The organism is Kitasatospora sp. YST-16 (genome assembly GCF_026802215.1).
GTDB lineage: Bacteria > Actinomycetota > Actinomycetes > Streptomycetales > Streptomycetaceae > Kitasatospora > Kitasatospora cineracea.
Genome location: NZ_CP113837.1, coordinates 4,755,590 through 4,772,204, shown reverse-complemented (window position 1 = coordinate 4,772,204; position 16,615 = coordinate 4,755,590). Strand labels below are relative to the sequence as shown.

Sequence of the window (16,615 nt, the reverse complement as noted above, 5' to 3'; positions counted from 1 at the left end):
CGCACACTGGAAGACGTGCGCGCGGTGCCCCGTTCCATGCCGCGCCCCGTCCACGAGACGGGACCCAGCACCACCACCACGAGACCGGACAAGGACGTCACCCCGTGGCCATCAGCGTCTTCGACCTCTTCTCCATCGGCATCGGCCCCTCCTCCTCGCACACCGTGGGCCCGATGCGCGCGGCCCGGATGTTCGCCCGCCGCCTCAACTCCGAGGGCCTGCTGGAGCGGGTCGCCACCGTCCGCGCCGAGCTGTACGGCTCGCTCGGCGCCACCGGGCACGGCCACGGCACCCCCAAGGCCGTCCTGCTCGGCCTGGAGAACCACTCCCCCCGCACGGTCGACGTCGACCGCGCCGACCTCGACGTCGAGCGGATCCGCACCGAGAAGCGGCTCAGCCTGCTCGGCCGCCACGAGATCCCGTTCGACCCGGACCACGACCTGGTCCTGCACCGCCGCAAGGCCCTCCCCTACCACGCCAACGGCATGGCCCTTTGGGCCTACGACGCCTCCGGCGAGACGCTGCTGGAGAAGACCTACTACTCGGTCGGCGGCGGCTTCGTGGTCGACGAGGACGCCATCGGCGAGGCCCGGGTCAAGCCCGACGACACCGCCCTGCGCCACCCCTTCCGCACCGGCGAGGAACTGCTGCGCCTGACCCGGGAGACCGGCCTGTCCATCTCCGGCCTGATGCTGGAGAACGAGAAGGCCTGGCGCACCGAGGCCGAGATCCGGGCCGGGCTGCTGGAGATCTGGGCCGTCATGAAGGAGTGCGTCGCGGCCGGCATGTCCCGCGAGGGCATCCTCCCCGGCGGGCTCAAGGTCCGCCGCCGCGCCGCGAGCGCGGCCCGCGCGCTGCGCGCCGAGGGCATCGGGCCGGGCAACGCGATGGAGTGGGTCACCCTCTACGCGATGGCCGTCAACGAGGAGAACGCCTCCGGCCGCCGGGTCGTCACCGCCCCCACCAACGGCGCCGCCGGCATCATCCCGGCCGTCCTGCACTACTACCTGAACTTCATCCCGGGCGCCGACGAGGACGGGATCGTCCGCTTCCTGCTCGCGGCGGGCGCGATCGGCATGCTCTTCAAGGAGAACGCCTCCATCTCCGGCGCCGAGGTCGGCTGCCAGGGCGAGGTCGGCTCCGCCTGCTCGATGGCCGCCGGCGGCCTCGCCGAGGTCCTCGGCGGCAGCCCGGAGCAGGTCGAGAACGCCGCCGAGATCGGCATCGAGCACAACCTCGGCCTCACCTGCGACCCGGTCGGCGGCCTGGTCCAGATCCCCTGCATCGAACGCAACGGCATGGCCTCCGTGAAGGCCGTCACCGCCGCCCGGATGGCCCTGCGCGGCGACGGCCGGCACCACGTCTCGCTCGACAAGGCGATCAAGACCATGAAGGAGACCGGCGCCGACATGAAGATCAAGTACAAGGAGACCTCGCGCGGCGGCCTCGCCGTGAACGTCATCGAGTGCTGAGCCGCTGATCGCCCCCGGAAACGGTACGGGGCCCCTGTCCGCGGTTGTTCGCGGTCCGGGGCCCCTGTGCGTCCTCCGGCGGCCAAGGGGGTGCGTGCCGGCGGAGGGAGGGTGTCGGGTTGTTCTGCCCGACTTGCATGACTATCGCACGCTATGAACCGGCGAACAAAATCGAAACCAAGGCGTGTGGCTGAGTTCACCTTCACATGCCAGGCGGCGGGCCGGGCGGGGGTTCAGCGGGTGGCAGCGGCGACGGCGGCGGCCCGTTCGCGGATCTTCATCTCGAACCAGACGCCCTTGCCGCGCGGCAGCAGGTCGGCGCCCCAGCGGTCGGCGAGCGACTCCACCAGGCGCAGGCCGTTGCCGTTCTGGTAGCCGACCTCGGGGGCGACGATCAGGCAGGGCAGGGCGCGCGAGGAGTCCCGGACCTCGACCCGGAGCCAGCCGGGGCGACGGGTCACCTTCAGTCCGATCATCCGACCGCCGGTGTGCCGGATGGCGTTGGCCACCAGTTCACCCGTGAGCAACTCCCCCGCCTCCAGCAGCTGGTGGAGTTTCCACGTCCGTAACACCGAGAGCACCAGCCGCCGGGCCACCCCGGCCGACTCCGGGCGGGAGGGCAGCCGGACTTCCTCCGCGGCGTCGGGATCGCTGAGCACGCCGAAGAAGAGGTGCTCCATCTCCTCCGGCGTCAGCCGCTCCAGGTCGGCCAGCACCACGCCGGCGCCGATCCCTGACGGATCGTCACCACGGGTGCCGGCCGGTGGAAGTGATGACCGGTCTGCTTCGCCCCATGCCGCCATGCGCCCCATCATTGCGGAACGCGAGCAGGTGCGTACGGACAATGAGCAAACGATCACTATTCATTTGGCATATGCCGTCAGCAACCGAACGGGCGCCCGAGCGTCACCACTGGGCCCAGGGGGTGTTCCAGCCGCTCAGGCCGTTGGACGGGTCGACCGTCTTGCCCTTGGAGTTGACCACCTTGAACACGTCCCCGACCAGGCTGGAGTCGTACAGCTTGCCCGCCGGGGCGCTCGCGCTGCCGGACTTGGTGTCGGTCACGCCGATGCAGCCGTGGCTGCCGTTGGAGTGCCCGATCACGCCCGCGCTCCACGAGTTGCCGTGCACGTAGGTGCCGGAGTCCGTCAACCTCATGGCGTGCGGAACCACCAGGTCGTACTCGTCGCCGGAGCCCTCCTTGGTGACGCCGGCCGAGGTCATCCGGGTGGTGCCCTCCTTGGCCTCCACCACCATGACGCCGTTCCAGGTGTCGTAGCCGGGCTTGCCGGCGGTGAACTCGACGGTGTCGACCTGCTGGCCGTCCCGGACGACCGCCATCTTGTGGGTGTTGACGTCGACGGTGGAGATCTGCGAGCGGCCGATGGTGAACGGCTCGTCCTTGTCCACGTCGCCGTAGACGCCGGGCGAGGTCTCCACGTTCTTCAGCTTGTAGTGGATGGTGACCTTGGTGCCGGGCTTCCAGTAGTTCTCCGGCCGGAAGTCGACCCGCTTGTCGCCGAACCAGTGGCCCTTGACCGTCGTGCCGTCGGAGGCCTCGAAGGTGATGCCGCCCAGCACCGCGTCCTTGTTCTTGACCGCCCGCTTGAAGGTCACCGAGACGATCATGCCGACGCCGTACTCCCCGTTGTCGGCGATGTTGTCGCTGGTGCCGGCCTCCTTGTCGGGGGTGAGGGTGGTGAAGCCGGAGCGCGCGTTGGCGACCGCGCCCTTGGCGTCCTCGGCGAGCGCGTCCACGGTGTAGGCGGTGGCCACCTGGAGGGCGCCGGTGGGGGCCCAGCTGCCGTCGGCGCCGATCTGGCCGGGCACCTCGACGCCGTCCGGGCCGGTGACCTTGACCGAGGTGAGCTTGCCGTTGCCGGCCGTCACCTTGACCTCGCCGGTCGGCTTCACCCCGGTGGTGCCGTCGGCGGGGGCGATGGCGATGGTCGCGGTCGACGCGGCCGGCTTGGTGTCACCGGCCGTCGCGCCGGAGCTGGCCGAGGCGCCCTTCGCGTCGTCCGACTTGGTCGCGCCGGAGCTGCAGCCGGCCGTGGCCATCAGCACCAGGGCGCCCGCGAGCGCCCCCACCACGTATCCCCCGCGCATCGCCTTCACGTTCCGTTCTCCCCACGCACCCGCCTGTCGGCTGACAGGGCTTTCGTTTGATATGACGGGCCGGGACGGTCAAACGTTGCGGGGGAAGTGTCCCGGTACGGTCACGAACGGACCACGGCCCGGCGGTCGGGTGACCACCGGGCCGTCACGGCGCGCGCACCGGTGCCTACCACTTGCTCCACGGGATGGTCCAACCGCTCCAGCCGTTGTCGCCGGAGACGGTCTGGCCCTTGGAGTTCTTGATCCGCACCACGTCCCCGACGATCGAGGAGTTGAAGAACTTGCCCGCCGCCGAGCTGTCGCTGCCGCCCTTGGCATCGGCCACGCCGATGCAGCCGTGGCTGGCGTTGGACTTGCCGAAGGCGCTGCTCCAGTAGTTGCCGTGCACGTAGGTGCCGCTGGTGGTCAGGCGCATCGCGTGCGGCACGTCCGGGACGTCGTACTCGTCGCCCTTGACGTTGGAGACGGTCGCCGAGTTCATCCGGGTGACCTTCTCCTTGGAGGAGATCACCATGGTGCCGTTCCAGGAGGCGTTCTGGTCGTTGCCCGCGGTGATCGGGACGGTCTCGGTCTTGCCGCTGCCCCGGTCCACCGTCATGGTGTGGGCCGCCGCGTCCACCGTGGAGACCTGGTAGCGGCCGATGGTGAACGGCTCGTCCTTGTCGATGTCGCCGTACACGCCGGGCGCCACCTCGACGTTCTTCAAGCGGTACTTGACCGTCACCTTGGTGCCCGGCGTCCAGAAGTTCTCCGGCCGGAAGTCCAGCCGGCTGTCGCCGAACCAGTGGCCCTTGGCCACCGTGCCGTCGGAGCCGGTGACGGTGACGCCGCCCAGCACCGCGTCCTTGTTCTTGATCGCCTTGCCGAACCGGACCGAGACGATCATGCCGACGCCGTAGTTGCCGTTGTCGGCGATGTTGTCGTTGGTCGAGGCGGTCTTCGCCGGGGTCAGCGTGGTGAAGCTGGTGGTCGAGGCGGCCACCAGGCCCGCCGGGTCGACCGCCTGCGCGGCGACGGTGTAGGTGGTGCCGACGGTCAGCTGGCCGGCCGGCTTCCAGCTCAGGCCGTCGGCGGAGATGCTGCCGTCCACCGCCTTGCCGTTCTTGTCGGTCACCTCGACCGTGGTGAGCTTGCCGCCGGCCACCGCGACCTGCAGGCCGTCCTTGGGCTGCACGTCGGTGGCCCCGTCGGCCGGGGTGACGGTCAGCTGGGCGGCCGAGACCTTCGGCGCGGCGTCGGTCGAGGACGAACTCCCGGCGCTCGCCGACCCCTTGGCGTCGGTCGAACCGGTGGCGCCGCCACCGTCGTTGCAGGCCGCGGTGCCCAGCAGCAGCGCACCACCGACCAGCAGGGCCGCCGCCGACCGCCCGGCCCGGCGCCCCTGCCCCGCCACCGCCCAGGACTTGCCAACCGTCTCCACCGCGCTGCTCCCCTCCCGGTACCACCGGCGAATACCCGTGCTGCGCCCGGGATCCGTCGCCCCGGGCCGATCGCGGCCCGGGCGCTTGGTCGCCTCGGCCCCGGTCGCGCGCGGTCAGGATAACGGGCGAATCTGAGTGAATCTTCGGCGGGAGCCGAGTGCCGGTTCAGTGAACTCGGACCGGCCGGCATCCGGAGGGCGGCGTCGCGGGCCGATGGCTGTCGCCCGGACGGCTTCTCCTCAGTCGCCGTGGCTCCGCCACGGCTCCCTCGTCGGCACCGCCCGGACTCGGCCCTCACCCCGCTCCTTCACCCACCCTCCGGATGCCGGTCGGTCCGCAGCGCACTCCCCGCCGTCCACTGCGACCAGCGCAGGTTCCAGTCGGAGAGGCCGTTGTCGGGGGCGACCCGCTCGCCGCGGGAGCCGCGGACCTCCACCACGTCCCCGGTGATGGTGTGCCGGTAGAGCCAGCCGGCCGGGGAGTCGGCGGAGCCGCCCTTGGTGTCGGGCAGGCCGATGCAGCCGTGGCTGGTGTTGGCGGCGCCGAACACCGCGGGGTCGCTCCAGTAGTTGCCGTGCACGAAGGTGCCGGAGGCGGTCAGCCGGAGCGCGTGCGGGACGTCCTTGATGTCGTACTCGTCGCCGAGGCCGACGGTCTGCGAGTTCATCCGGGTCACCTCGTGGCGCTCGGAGACCACCATGGTGCCCAGGTAGGTGCCGTGCTCGGGGCTGCCGGCGCTGACCGGCAGCACCCGCAGCACCTCGCCGTCCCGGCGGACGGTCATGGTGTGCGCGTCCAGGTCGACGACGGCCACCAGCGCGCGGCCGACGGTGAAGTGCACGTCCTTGTCCTGGGTGCCGAGGTAGCCGGGCGTGCCCTCGACGTCCTTGAGCCGCAGCAGCAGGGTGACCTTCGTCCCGGCCGGCCAGTACTCCTCGGGGCGGAAGTCCAGCCGCTGGTCGCCGAACCAGTGCGCGGCGATCTCCAGCGGCGGGTCGGCGACCACCACGACGGCCTTCTCGACCGCGGCCCGGTCGGCGATCGGGTGCGAGAAGCGCAGCGAGACCGGTATGCCGACGCCGACGGTGGAGCCGTCCTCGGGGGTGAAGAAGCCGGCGAAGGTGTGCGCGGGGGCGGCGGTGGCGAAGGCGGCGTGCTGGGCGGCGCGCAGGCCGGCGGCGTCCTCGGCGACCGCGTCCAGGGTGTAGGCGGTGGCGGTGGCCAGCCGGCGGTCGGGCGTCCAGCGGGCGCCGTCGGCGCTGAGCGTGCCGGGGACGGCGGTGCCGCGGTCGTCGGCGAGCCGGACGGCCAGCAGTCGGCCCTCGGCGACCGCGACCTCCACCGGGCCGTCGGCCGGGACGTCCTGCGCGCCGTCGCCGGGCCGCACCGAGAGCCGGGCCCGGGAGACCGGCGGGGCGGCCGCCGCGTCGCCCGGCGGCCGGTCGGCCCCGCCGCCCCCGCCCCCGCCCCCGCCCCCGCCGGAGCAGCCCGCCAGCAGCACCAGGCCGGCCACCGCCGCCGTCCGCCGCACCCAGAGCCGTACCGCGGCGCGCATGCCGTCCTCCCGCGTTCCTCCGCCACCACCCGTCGTCCGGCACAACGAGCGGTTCCGCCGGTCGGACACGACCGAATGGTTTCCGCACCCGGCTCCGCTGGGCACATGATCGATCACGGTGCGTCACGCCGCCCGACCTGGGGTGACGAGGGCCGTCGAACAGGGAACAACCGGAAGAACGGGGACGGGCCCCCGGATTGCTGGGAGGGTCGCCATGACGGCGTGGCAGGAGCTGGGTGCGGGCGCGGGCCGTCAGGAGCGGCCGGCGGCCCGGTGGAACGGCTCGGCGCCCCGGCCCGACGCCGATCCGCCGTGGCCGGGCAGCTGGCAGCCGCTGGGCGCCCGGTTCCGCACCGACCCGGAGGGCGGCCGGGGCACCAACTTCGCGCTCTGGGCGCCGAACGCCGAGGCCGTCGACCTGTGCCTGTTCGACGAGCGCGGCCGGGAGAGCCGGCACCGGCTGGCCGAGCAGACGTACCAGACCTGGCACGGCTACCTGCCCGGCGTGCTGCCCGGCACCCGCTACGGCTTCCGGGTCCACGGCCGGTGGGACCCGTGGACCGGCGCCCGGCACAATCCCGCCAAGCTGCTGCTCGACCCGTACGCCCGGGCCATCGACGGCGCCTACACCGCGCACGACGCGACCTGCGCGGCCGTCCGCAACTGGCCCGAGCGGGACGTGGCGGACACCGTCCGGGACGACCGGGACTCCGCGCCGTACGTGCCCAAGGCCGTGGTGGTGGACGACGCCGACGACTGGTACGACGACCAGCGGCCGAAGACCCCGTGGGCCGAGACGGTGCTGTACGAGCTGCACGTGCGCGGCTTCACCATGCGCCACCCGGAGGTGCCGCCGGAGCTGCGCGGCACCTACGCGGGGCTGGCGCACCCGGCGGCGGTCGGGCACCTGGTGCGGCTGGGGGTGACGGCGGTGGAGCTGCTGCCGGTGCACCACCACGTCAGCGAGGACCACCTGCAGGCCCGCGGGCTGGTCAACTACTGGGGCTACAACACGCTCGGCTACTTCGCCCCGCACGCGGGCTACGCGGCCACCGGCAGCCGGGGCCAGCAGGTCGGCGAGTTCAAGCGGATGGTGCGGGCGCTGCACGCGGCGGGCATCGAGGTGATCCTCGACGTGGTCTACAACCACACCGCCGAGCAGGGCGTGATGGGCCCGATGCTGTCCTTCCGCGGCATCGACAACGCGGGCTACTACCGGCCGGACCGCTCGCGCCGCGGCTACGCCGACTACACCGGCTGCGGCAACACGCTGGACACCCGGCGCCCGCAGGTGATCCGGCTGATCACCGACTCGCTGCGGTACTGGGTCGCCGAGATGGGCGTGGACGGCTTCCGGTTCGACCTGGCGGCCGCGCTGGCCCGCGGCGGGGACGGCGTGGAGATGGAGCACCCGTTCCTGGCCGCGGTCTCGCAGGACCCGCTGCTCAGCCGGGTCAAGCTGATCGCCGAGCCGTGGGACGTCGGCCCGGGCGGCTACCAGGTGGGCGGCTTCCCGCCGCTGTGGGGCGAGTGGAACGACCACTACCGGGACACCGTCCGGGACTTCTGGCGCGGCGCCCGGCCGGACGTCCGCGAGCTGGCGACCAGGCTGTCCGGCTCCTCCGACCTGTACCAGCGCGGCGGGCGCCGCCCGTACGCCTCGGTCAACTTCGTCACCGCGCACGACGGCTTCACGCTGCGCGACCTGGTCAGCTACGACCGCAAGCACAACGGGGCCAACGGCGAGGACGACCGGGACGGCACCGACGACAACCGGTCCTGGAACCACGGCGCGGAGGGCGAGAGCGACGACCCGGCGGTCCGCGCGCTGCGGCTGCGCCAGCTGCGCAACCTGCTGACCACGCTGCTGCTCTCCAGCGGGGTGCCGATGCTGACCGCGGGCGACGAGATGGGGCGCACCCAGGGCGGCAACAACAACGCGTACTGCCAGGACAACGAGACGAGCTGGCTGGACTGGTCGCTGCTGGACGACCCCGGCTGGCGCTCGCTGGCCGAGCTGACCGCCAAGCTGGTGCACCTGCGCCGGGCGCACCCGGTGCTGCGGCAGCGGGCGTTCTTCTCCGGCCGTCCGGCCGGGCCGGACGGGCAGCGGGACCTGGCCTGGCTGACCCCGGCGGGCCGGGAGATGACCGACGCGGACTGGTTCTCGCCGGGGCAGGCGCTGGCGGTGCGGCTGTCCGGCAGCGCGATGTCCGAGCGCGACCAGCGGGGGCGGGAGCTGCGCGACGCGAGCTTCCTGCTGCTGCTGAACGCCGCCCCCGAGCCGCGGCGCTTCACCCTGCCCGCCCCGCACGTCCCGCTGCTGGACACCGCGCTGGCCGGGGACCCGGAGCCGGCCGAGGTGACGCAGGTGCTGCTGACGGGCCGTTCGGCGGTGCTGCTGACGGCCCGCTGAACGCGTCGGGGCCCGGGGCCGCGCGGCCCGGGCCCCGGCGGCCGGTCTCAGGACATCGGGTGGTTGACCTCGACGTTCTCCAGCACGCCCAGCGCGTCCGGGACCAGGACCGCGGCCGAGTAGTACGCCGAGACCAGGTAGTTGACCACGGCCTTCTCGTCGATGCCCATGAAGCGGGCGTTCAGGCCGGGTTCGACCTCGTCGGGGAGGCCGACCTGGGTGAGGCCGACCACGCCCTGGTTCTCCTCGCCGGTGCGCACGGCGATGATCGAGGTGGCGCCGGAGCGGACCGGGATCTTGCCGCAGGGCAGCAGCGGCACGCCGCGCCAGGCCGGGACGCGGTGGCCGCCGAACTCCGCGGTGGAGAAGTAGACGCCGCGCCGGTTGGCCTCCCGGCCGAACGCGGCGATCGCCTTGGGGTGGGCGAACAGGTAGTCGGTGTCGCGGCGCATCGCCAGCAGCTCGTCCAGGTCGTCCGGGGTGGGCGCGCCGGAGCGGGTGTGGATCCGCTGGTCGAAGGCGCAGTTGGCGAGCAGGCCGAACTCCGGGTTGTTGACGATCTCGTGCTCCTGGCGCTCGCGCAGCGCCTCGATGGTGAGCCGGAGCTGGTGCTCGGTCTGGTCCATCGGCTTGCTGTAGAGGTCGGCGACCCGGCTGTGGACCCGCAGCACCGTCTGGGCGACGCTCAACTCGTACTCGCGGGGCGCGAGTTCGTAGTCGACGAAGGCGGTGGGCAGGTCGTACTCGCCCTCGTGGCCGGCCGACATGCCGATCTCGGCCTCGCCGTGCTGGTTCTGCGCGGCGGCGTGCCCGGCCAGGTGGGCGGCGATCTGCGCCCGCAGGGCCGGGGAGCGGTCCAGCACCTCCTGGAAGGCGGGCCGGGGCAGCGACATCGCGGTGCCCGCGGTGGCGGCCTTGACCCCGTAGGGCCAGCGGCCGTCGGGGACGGTGAGCGCCTCGTCGCCGACGTGGTCGCCGTCGGCGTGCACGGCCAGCACGGTGGGGTCGCCGTACTTGCCGGTGCCGATCCGCTCGACCTTGCCGTGCGCGATCAGGAACACCTCGGCGATCGGGTCGCCCTCGCGCACCAGCACCTCGCCGGCGGTGAACTCGCGCCGCACGAAGCGCTCGGCGAGCTGCTCCAGCACCGCGTCGTCCTCGAAGCCGCGCAGCACCGGGACCTCGCGCAGGGTCGGCGGCACCACCCGGACGTCCGAGCCGGTCTGCGCGAAGCCGACCCGGCCGCGGCCGACCGCGTACGACAGGCGCCGGTTGAGCCGGTAGGTGCCGCCGGAGACGTGCACCCACGGGAGCTTGCGCAGCAGCCAGCGGGAGCTGATCTCCTGCATCTGCGGCTTGGACTTGGTCGTGGTGGCGAGGTTGCGCGCGGCCGTGGTGCTCAGGCTCTGCTGCGGCGCGGCCTGGGCTTCGGGGGCGGGCTCGGTCTCGACCGACATGCGGGTCTCCTGCTGCTCTCCGGTGATCCGGCTGAGATCCGGCTGATCCGGCGCGATCACTCACCGGAGATCAGACACCTCCGGCACGGGGGGCCTGCAAGGCTCGGAAGGGCGCGCGACATTCGGATGTTTATGCCCGGGCGCGCCCCGCGCGTCCGGCGCGCGCCCCGGGCCGGCGGCGGGCCCGGGCGGACCGGGGGCGCACCCGGCCGGGCGGGTGGGCGGACGCGCCCCCTCCGGCCTGGCCGGTTCTCGCTGACAGGGGCAAAAAACCGGATGAGAAATGTCGGCGGACCGGCCTACCCTCTCGGCGATGGCCGAGAACCAGAACCCCGCTCCGCCCACCCCCGCGGATTCGAACACCCCGTCAACCGACGGCGCATCAGGTTCGCCCGGACCGGTACCCCGGTCCGCGGTGCGCTCGCTGCTGCGCCTGTGGCCCTACGCGCGCGAGGCCCGCTGGCGGATCTTCGGCTCGATGGCCGCCGCCGGGCTCGCCTCGCTCAGCGTGCTGGCCGTCCCGATCGTGCTGCGCCGGATCGTCGACGGCCCGGTCGCCCACCGCAGCATGTCCGGCCTGTGGCCGCTGGCCGGCGCCCTGCTGCTGCTCGGCGTCGCCGAGGCCGTGCTGTTCGGCGTCCGCCGGGTGATCGTGGCCCGCCCGCTGGCGAAGGTGGAGACCCGACTGCGCGGCGAGCTGTTCGCCAAGCTGCAGCGGCTGCCGATCTCCTTCCACGACCGCTGGCCGTCCGGGCAGCTGCTCTCCCGGGCCACCTCGGACCTGTTCGTGCTGCGGCTGTTCCTGGCCTTCCCGCTGGTCTTCCTGGTCGTCAACTCCACCGTCTTCCTGACCGGCACCGCACTGATGTTCGTGCTGGACTGGCGGCTCGCCCTGATCACCCTGCTCCCGGCGATCCCGCTGATGTTCTTCACCCGCCGCTTCGAGGCCGGGTACTCGGCCGCCTCCCGGCTCGCCCAGGACCAGAACGGGGACCTCGCCACCGTGGTCGAGGAGTCGGTGCTCGGCATCCGGATCCTCAAGGCGTTCGGCCGGCACCGCACCATGGCCGAGGAGTTCCGCCGCCACAGCGCCGACCTGCGCGAGACCGAGCTGCGCAAGGCCGGCCTGCTCGGCAACCTGTGGGCGGTCATCGTCGGCCTGCCCGAGCTCGCCCTCGGCGGCGCCCTGGCCGTCGGCGCCGTCCTGGTCGCCCACGACCAGCTCTCGGTCGGCACCCTGGTCGCCTTCCTGTCCACCGCGCTGGCCCTGCGCTGGCCGGTCGAGTCGATCGGCTGGCTGCTCGGCTTCGCCGCCGAGGCCGCCAGCGCCGCCAACCGCTACTTCGAGGTGATGGACGAGCCGGAGCCGGCCGACCCGCCGTCCGGCACCGCCCCGGCCGACGACCGCGGCATCCGCTTCACCGGCGTCCGCTTCCGCTACCCCGACGCGCCCGCCGGCACCCCCGACCTACTGGCCGGCGTCGACCTGCACGTCCGCCCCGGCGAGACGCTCGCCCTGGTCGGCGCCACCGGCAGCGGCAAGACCACCCTCACCGCGCTGCTCCCCCGGCTGTACGAGCCCACCGCCGGCTCGATCACCCTGGACGGCACCGACCTCCGCGACCTCGACCGCGCCGAGCTGCGCCGCCAGGTCGCCGTCGCGTTCGAGGAGCCGACGCTGTTCTCCGCCACCGTCCGGGAGAACGTCCTGATGGGCGCCCCCGGCGCCGGCCCCGGGCAGGTCGCCGCCGCCCTGGCCACCGCGCAGGCCGGCTTCGTCGACAAGCTCCCCGCGGGCCTGGACACCGAGGTCGGCGAGCAGGGCCTGAGCCTGTCCGGCGGCCAGCGCCAGCGCCTGGCGCTGGCCCGCGCCGTGGTCGGCGAGCCCCGCTTCCTGGTCCTGGACGACCCGCTGTCCGCGCTCGACGTGCACACCGAGGCGCTGGTCGAGCGCGCCCTGCGGCAGGTCCTGGCCGACACCACCGCCCTGGTCGTCGCGCACCGCCCGTCCACGGTGCTGCTCGCCGACCGGGTCGCGCTGCTCGCCGACGGCCGGATCGCCGCCGTCGGCACCCACCAGGAGCTGCTGCGCTCCTGTCCCGCCTACCGGGCCCTGATGTCCGGCGAGCCCGAGCTGGAAGGGGCGCTGGCCCGATGACCACCGCCGTCGCCGAACCCGCCGCCGACGAGGACGACCTGCTCCCGGAGGCCGCCGACGACCAGGACATCCCCGTCCCGCCCGGTGCCCCGCGCGCCCTGCTCGGCTCGCTGCTCGCCCCGCACCGCCGCCGGATCGCCGTCGCGGTGCTCGCCGTGCTGCTCCAGCAGGCCGCCCTGCAGGCCGGACCGCTGCTGGTCGCCTACGCCATCGACCGCGGCATCCCGGCGCTGCGCGGCCACGACGCCGGCCCGCTGATCGCCGTCACCGCCTCGTACCTGGGCTGCGCGCTGCTCGCCACCCTGCTGCAGCGGGCGTTCATCCGGGTCGCCGCCCGGATCAACCAGGACGTCCTGCTGGACCTGCGCGGCCGGATCTTCCGGCACGCCCAGCGGCTCAGCCTCGACTTCCACGAGCGCTACACCTCCGGCCGGATCATCTCGCGCGCCACCAGCGACGTGGACACCCTGCGCGAGCTGCTCGCCGAGGGCCTGCAGGAACTGCTGATGGTCTGCCTGTCGGTCGGCTACATCACGGTCGTGCTGCTGGTGGTGGACTGGCGCCTGGGCCTGGTCGCGCTGGTCTCCTTCCTGCCGATGTACCTGGTCGTCCGGTCCTTCCGGCGCCGCTCCCAGCAGGTCTACCGGCGCTCCCGCACCGCCGTCGCCTCGCTGATCGTCCGCTTCACCGAGACCATGAACGGCATCCGCCCGGTGCAGGCGTTCCGCCGGGAGGCCGCCAACGACAGGGCGTTCGCCACCGTCAACCGGCAGTCCGCCACCGCCACCGCGGACGGCCTGCTGGAGATGGCCCGGTACGTCTTCCTGTCCCGGCTGACGGCCAACGTCTGGATCACCGGCGTGGTCGTGCTCGGTGCCTTCCTGGTCACCGACGGCAGCCTCGAACTCGGCGTGCTGACCGCCTTCGTGCTGTACCTGCGCCGCCTGTACGACCCGATCGACCAGCTGGCGATGTTCCTCAACAGCTACCAGTCCGCGGCCGCCGCGCTGGAGAAGATGGCCGGCCTGCTCGCCCACGAGCCGTCCGTCCCCGAGCCCGCCGAGCCCGCCGAGCTGCCCGCCGCCGCGGGCAAGGGCCGCGAGGTCGCCTTCCGCTCGGTCTCCTTCGCCTACGCCAACGGCAAGCAGGTGCTCCCGCCGTTCGACCTGGTGCTCCCCGCCGGGCGGACCACCGCCGTGGTCGGCGCCACCGGCGCGGGCAAGTCCACCCTGGCCAAGCTGCTCGCCCGCTTCTACGACCCCACCTCCGGCGCCGTCGCCCTCGACGGCGTCGACCTGCGCGAGCTGTCCACCGACGAGCTGCGCGCCAACGTCGTGATGGTGACCCAGGAGTCCTTCCTGTTCTCCGGGACGGTCGCCGAGAACATCGCCGTCGGCAAGCCGGACGCCACCCGCGCCGAGGTCGAGGCCGCGGCCCGGGCGATCGGCGCCCACGCCTTCATCGCCGCCCTGCCCGACGGCTACGACACCGACGTCCGCAAGCGCGGCGGCCGGATCTCGGCCGGCCAGCGCCAGCTGGTCGCCTTCGCCCGCGCCCTGCTCGCCGACCCGGCCGTGCTGATCCTGGACGAGGCCACCTCCTCGCTGGACGTCCCCGGCGAGCAGGCCGTCCAGCACGCCATGCGCACGGTGCTGGCCGGGCGCACCGCGGTGATCATCGCCCACCGCCTGTCCACCGTCGAGATCGCCGACCGGGTCCTGGTGATGGACCAGGGCCGGGTGATCGAGGACGGCACCCCCACCGCCCTGATCGCGGGCGAGGGCCGCTTCGCGACCTTGCACCGGACCTGGAAGGACAGCCTGGTCTGAGCCCTCCGCACCGCCCTTCCAAGCAGACGTCAGTTTTTTGCAATGAACGTCGAACATATTGCCGCCCGGTGTCAACGCCGTTACGCTCCCGGTCCGTTGGGTCGAGGACCTGACAAGGTGTCGGTCAACCGGGCGGAGGCAACGGCATGGTGGTATCCCGACGGACGTTCCTGCAGGCGGCGACGGCGGCCGGCGCGCTCGGGGCGACGGGCCTGGGCCTCGGCCCCGGCGCGGGCACGGCGCACGCCGCGAGCGCGCCGGGCGACGTGGTCGGCAAGGTGACGGTCGGCTACCAGGGCTGGTTCGCCTGCCCGGGCGACGGCGCGCCGATCAACGGCTGGTGGCACTGGGCCCGGAACTGGGGCGCCGCCCCCTCCCCGTCGAACAGCTCGATCGTCGCCTGGCCGGACGTCCGCGACTACCCGAAGGCGTACGCCACCGCCTTCCCGAACCTGAACAACGGTCAGCAGGCTTCCCTGTTCTCGTCCTACGACCAGTCCACGGTCGACGTGCACTTCCGCTGGATGAAGCAGTACGGCATCGACACCGCCGCCCTGCAGCGCTTCAACCCGACCGGCGGCGAGGGCCCGACCCGGGACGCGATGGCGGCCAAGGTGCGCAGCGCGGCGGAGTCGCAGGGCGTCAAGTTCTACGTCATGTACGACGTCTCGGACTGGACGACCATGCAGTCCGACATCAAGGCCGACTGGACGGGCAAGATGCGCGCCCACACCGCCTCGTCCGCGTACGCCCGGCAGAACGGCAGGCCGGTGGTGTGCATCTGGGGCTTCGGCTTCAACGACAACCAGCGCCCGTTCACCCCGGACCAGTGCCTGGACGTGCTCAACTGGTTCAAGGCGCAGGGCTGCTACGTGATCGGCGGGGTGCCGACCTGGTGGCGCACCGGCGACCGGGACTCCCGGGCCGGCTTCTCGGACGTCTACCACGCCTTCGACATGCTCTCGCCGTGGCTGGTCGGCCGGATCGGCAGCGCGGCGGACGCCGACAACTTCTACACCGTGGCGACCGTCCCGGACCTGGCGGAGTGCACCGCGCACGGCATCGACTACCAGCCGTGCGTGCTGCCCGGCGGGGTGGGCGACCGGCAGCGGGCGCACGGCGACTTCATGTGGCGGCAGTTCTACAACATGGCCCGGGCCGGGGTGGCGTCCGCCTACGTCTCGATGTTCGACGAGTACAACGAGGGCAACCAGATCGCCAAGACCGCCGAGTCCCAGGCCTGGGTCCCGGCCGGGTCCGGGTTCCTGGCGCTGGACGAGGACGGCACGGCCTGCTCCTCGGACTACTACCTGCGGCTGACCGGCGACGGCGGCCGGATGCTCAAGGGGCAGCTGCCGGTGACGGCGGCCCGCCCGACCCCGCCGCTCCCGACCGCCCCGGACACCACCGCCCCGAGCGCGCCGGGCGGCCTGCGGGTGACCGGGCAGAGCGACAGCACGGTCTCGCTGGCCTGGAACGCCGCCACCGACGACGTGGGCGTCACCGGCTACCGGGTCCTGCTCGGCGACGCGGTCGCGGCCACCACCGCCGCGACCTCGCTCACCGTCACCGGCCTGTCCCCCTCGACCGCGTACAACTTCACCGTCCGGGCCCTGGACGCGGCGGGCAACGTCTCCGCCCCCTCCGGCCAGGTCAGCGCGACCACCTCCGCCGCCACCGTCCCCACCGGCAACCTGGCGCTGCACCGGCCCGCCGCGGAGAGCAGCCACACCCAGGGCTATGCCGCGGGCAACGCGGTGGACGGCGACCCGAACAGCTACTGGGAGAGCGCCAACAACGCCTTCCCGCAGTGGCTGCAGACCGACCTGGGCTCGGCCCTGCCGGTGCGCCGGGTCGTCCTCTCCGTCCCGCCCGCCGCCGCCTGGACCGCCCGCACCCAGACCGTGGAACTCCAGGGCAGCGCCGACGGAACCGCCTTCACCCGCCTGCTGCCGCCCACCGGCTACCTCTTCGACCCGGCGAGCGGCAACACCGCGACGCTCACCCTCCCCTCCGGGACGAGCACCCGCCACCTGCGCCTGGTGTTCACCGCGAACACCGGCTGGCCGGCCGGCCAGGTCGCCGAACTCCAGGTCTACGCCGCGTAGTCCGGCTCGACGCGGCGCCGCCCCGCCCCCCATTGGCGTCACCATGACGCCAATGGGGGGCGGGCGGTTCCGCGGAGCCCC

At 73.1% G+C, this 16,615-nt stretch carries 10 protein-coding genes; 5 read left to right on the top strand and 5 right to left on the bottom strand.

Annotated features, from left to right (window positions below; all coding sequences use genetic code 11):
- The first annotated feature begins 104 nt into the window (after positions 1–104).
- On the top strand, positions 105–1,472 hold the full coding sequence (locus OU787_RS21865; protein ID WP_268660325.1) for an L-serine ammonia-lyase: 1,368 nt from the start codon (positions 105–107) through the stop codon (positions 1,470–1,472).
- A gap of 233 nt (positions 1,473–1,705) precedes the next feature.
- Here OU787_RS21865 and OU787_RS21860 read toward each other — a convergent pair whose 3' ends face one another.
- From OU787_RS21860 to OU787_RS21845, 4 genes are all read right to left on the bottom strand, one after another.
- Positions 1,706–2,191 carry an ATP-binding protein gene (locus tag OU787_RS21860; RefSeq protein ID WP_369794973.1) on the bottom strand — a complete coding sequence of 162 codons (486 nt, stop codon included), beginning with the start codon at positions 2,189–2,191 and terminating at the stop codon, positions 1,706–1,708.
- A gap of 187 nt (positions 2,192–2,378) precedes the next feature.
- Entirely contained in the window at positions 2,379–3,581 is a 1,203-nt protein-coding gene (locus tag OU787_RS21855) for a L,D-transpeptidase (protein WP_268660324.1), read from the bottom strand.
- A gap of 175 nt (positions 3,582–3,756) precedes the next feature.
- On the bottom strand, positions 3,757–5,010 hold the full coding sequence (locus OU787_RS21850) for a L,D-transpeptidase (RefSeq protein ID WP_268660323.1): 1,254 nt from the start codon (positions 5,008–5,010) through the stop codon (positions 3,757–3,759).
- Positions 5,011–5,318: 308 nt separating this feature from the next.
- Positions 5,319–6,566, bottom strand: coding sequence for a L,D-transpeptidase (locus tag OU787_RS21845; RefSeq protein WP_268660322.1), 1,248 nt, complete (start codon positions 6,564–6,566; stop codon positions 5,319–5,321).
- Between the two features lie 214 nt (positions 6,567–6,780).
- Between OU787_RS21845 and glgX the strand changes: the two genes are divergently transcribed.
- Complete coding sequence (glgX, locus tag OU787_RS21840; RefSeq protein WP_268660321.1) at positions 6,781–8,982, top strand: glycogen debranching protein GlgX; 2,202 nt, start codon at positions 6,781–6,783, stop codon at positions 8,980–8,982.
- A gap of 47 nt (positions 8,983–9,029) precedes the next feature.
- Here the strand turns inward: glgX and OU787_RS21835 are convergent, their stop codons facing one another.
- Entirely contained in the window at positions 9,030–10,439 is a 1,410-nt protein-coding gene (locus OU787_RS21835) for a family 2B encapsulin nanocompartment shell protein (protein WP_268660320.1), read from the bottom strand.
- Between the two features lie 313 nt (positions 10,440–10,752).
- Between OU787_RS21835 and OU787_RS21830 the strand changes: the two genes are divergently transcribed.
- From OU787_RS21830 to OU787_RS21820, 3 genes are all read left to right on the top strand, one after another.
- A complete protein-coding gene (locus OU787_RS21830) occupies positions 10,753–12,597 on the top strand; it encodes an ABC transporter ATP-binding protein (RefSeq protein ID WP_030460873.1) in 1,845 nt (614 codons plus the stop codon).
- Positions 12,594–14,426, top strand: coding sequence for an ABC transporter ATP-binding protein (locus OU787_RS21825; RefSeq protein ID WP_268660319.1), 1,833 nt, complete (start codon positions 12,594–12,596; stop codon positions 14,424–14,426). The genes OU787_RS21830 and OU787_RS21825 overlap by 4 nt, the downstream gene beginning before the upstream one ends.
- Before the next feature lie 146 nt (positions 14,427–14,572).
- Positions 14,573–16,534, top strand: coding sequence for a discoidin domain-containing protein (locus OU787_RS21820; protein WP_268660318.1), 1,962 nt, complete (start codon positions 14,573–14,575; stop codon positions 16,532–16,534).
- Positions 16,535–16,615 lie beyond the last annotated feature (81 nt).

Bases quoted from the DNA above. Each gene is read 5' to 3' on its own strand.
- OU787_RS21855 (WP_268660324.1), bottom strand. From the start codon at position 3,581: ATGCGCGGGGGATACGTGGTGGGGGCGCTCGCGGGCGCCCTGGTGCTG.
- OU787_RS21845 (WP_268660322.1), bottom strand. From the start codon at position 6,566: ATGCGCGCCGCGGTACGGCTCTGGGTGCGGCGGACGGCGGCGGTGGCC.
- glgX (WP_268660321.1), top strand. From the start codon at position 6,781: ATGACGGCGTGGCAGGAGCTGGGTGCGGGCGCGGGCCGTCAGGAGCGG.
- OU787_RS21835 (WP_268660320.1), bottom strand. From the start codon at position 10,439: ATGTCGGTCGAGACCGAGCCCGCCCCCGAAGCCCAGGCCGCGCCGCAG.
- OU787_RS21830 (WP_030460873.1), top strand. From the start codon at position 10,753: ATGGCCGAGAACCAGAACCCCGCTCCGCCCACCCCCGCGGATTCGAAC.
- OU787_RS21825 (WP_268660319.1), top strand. From the start codon at position 12,594: ATGACCACCGCCGTCGCCGAACCCGCCGCCGACGAGGACGACCTGCTC.
- OU787_RS21820 (WP_268660318.1), top strand. From the start codon at position 14,573: ATGGTGGTATCCCGACGGACGTTCCTGCAGGCGGCGACGGCGGCCGGC.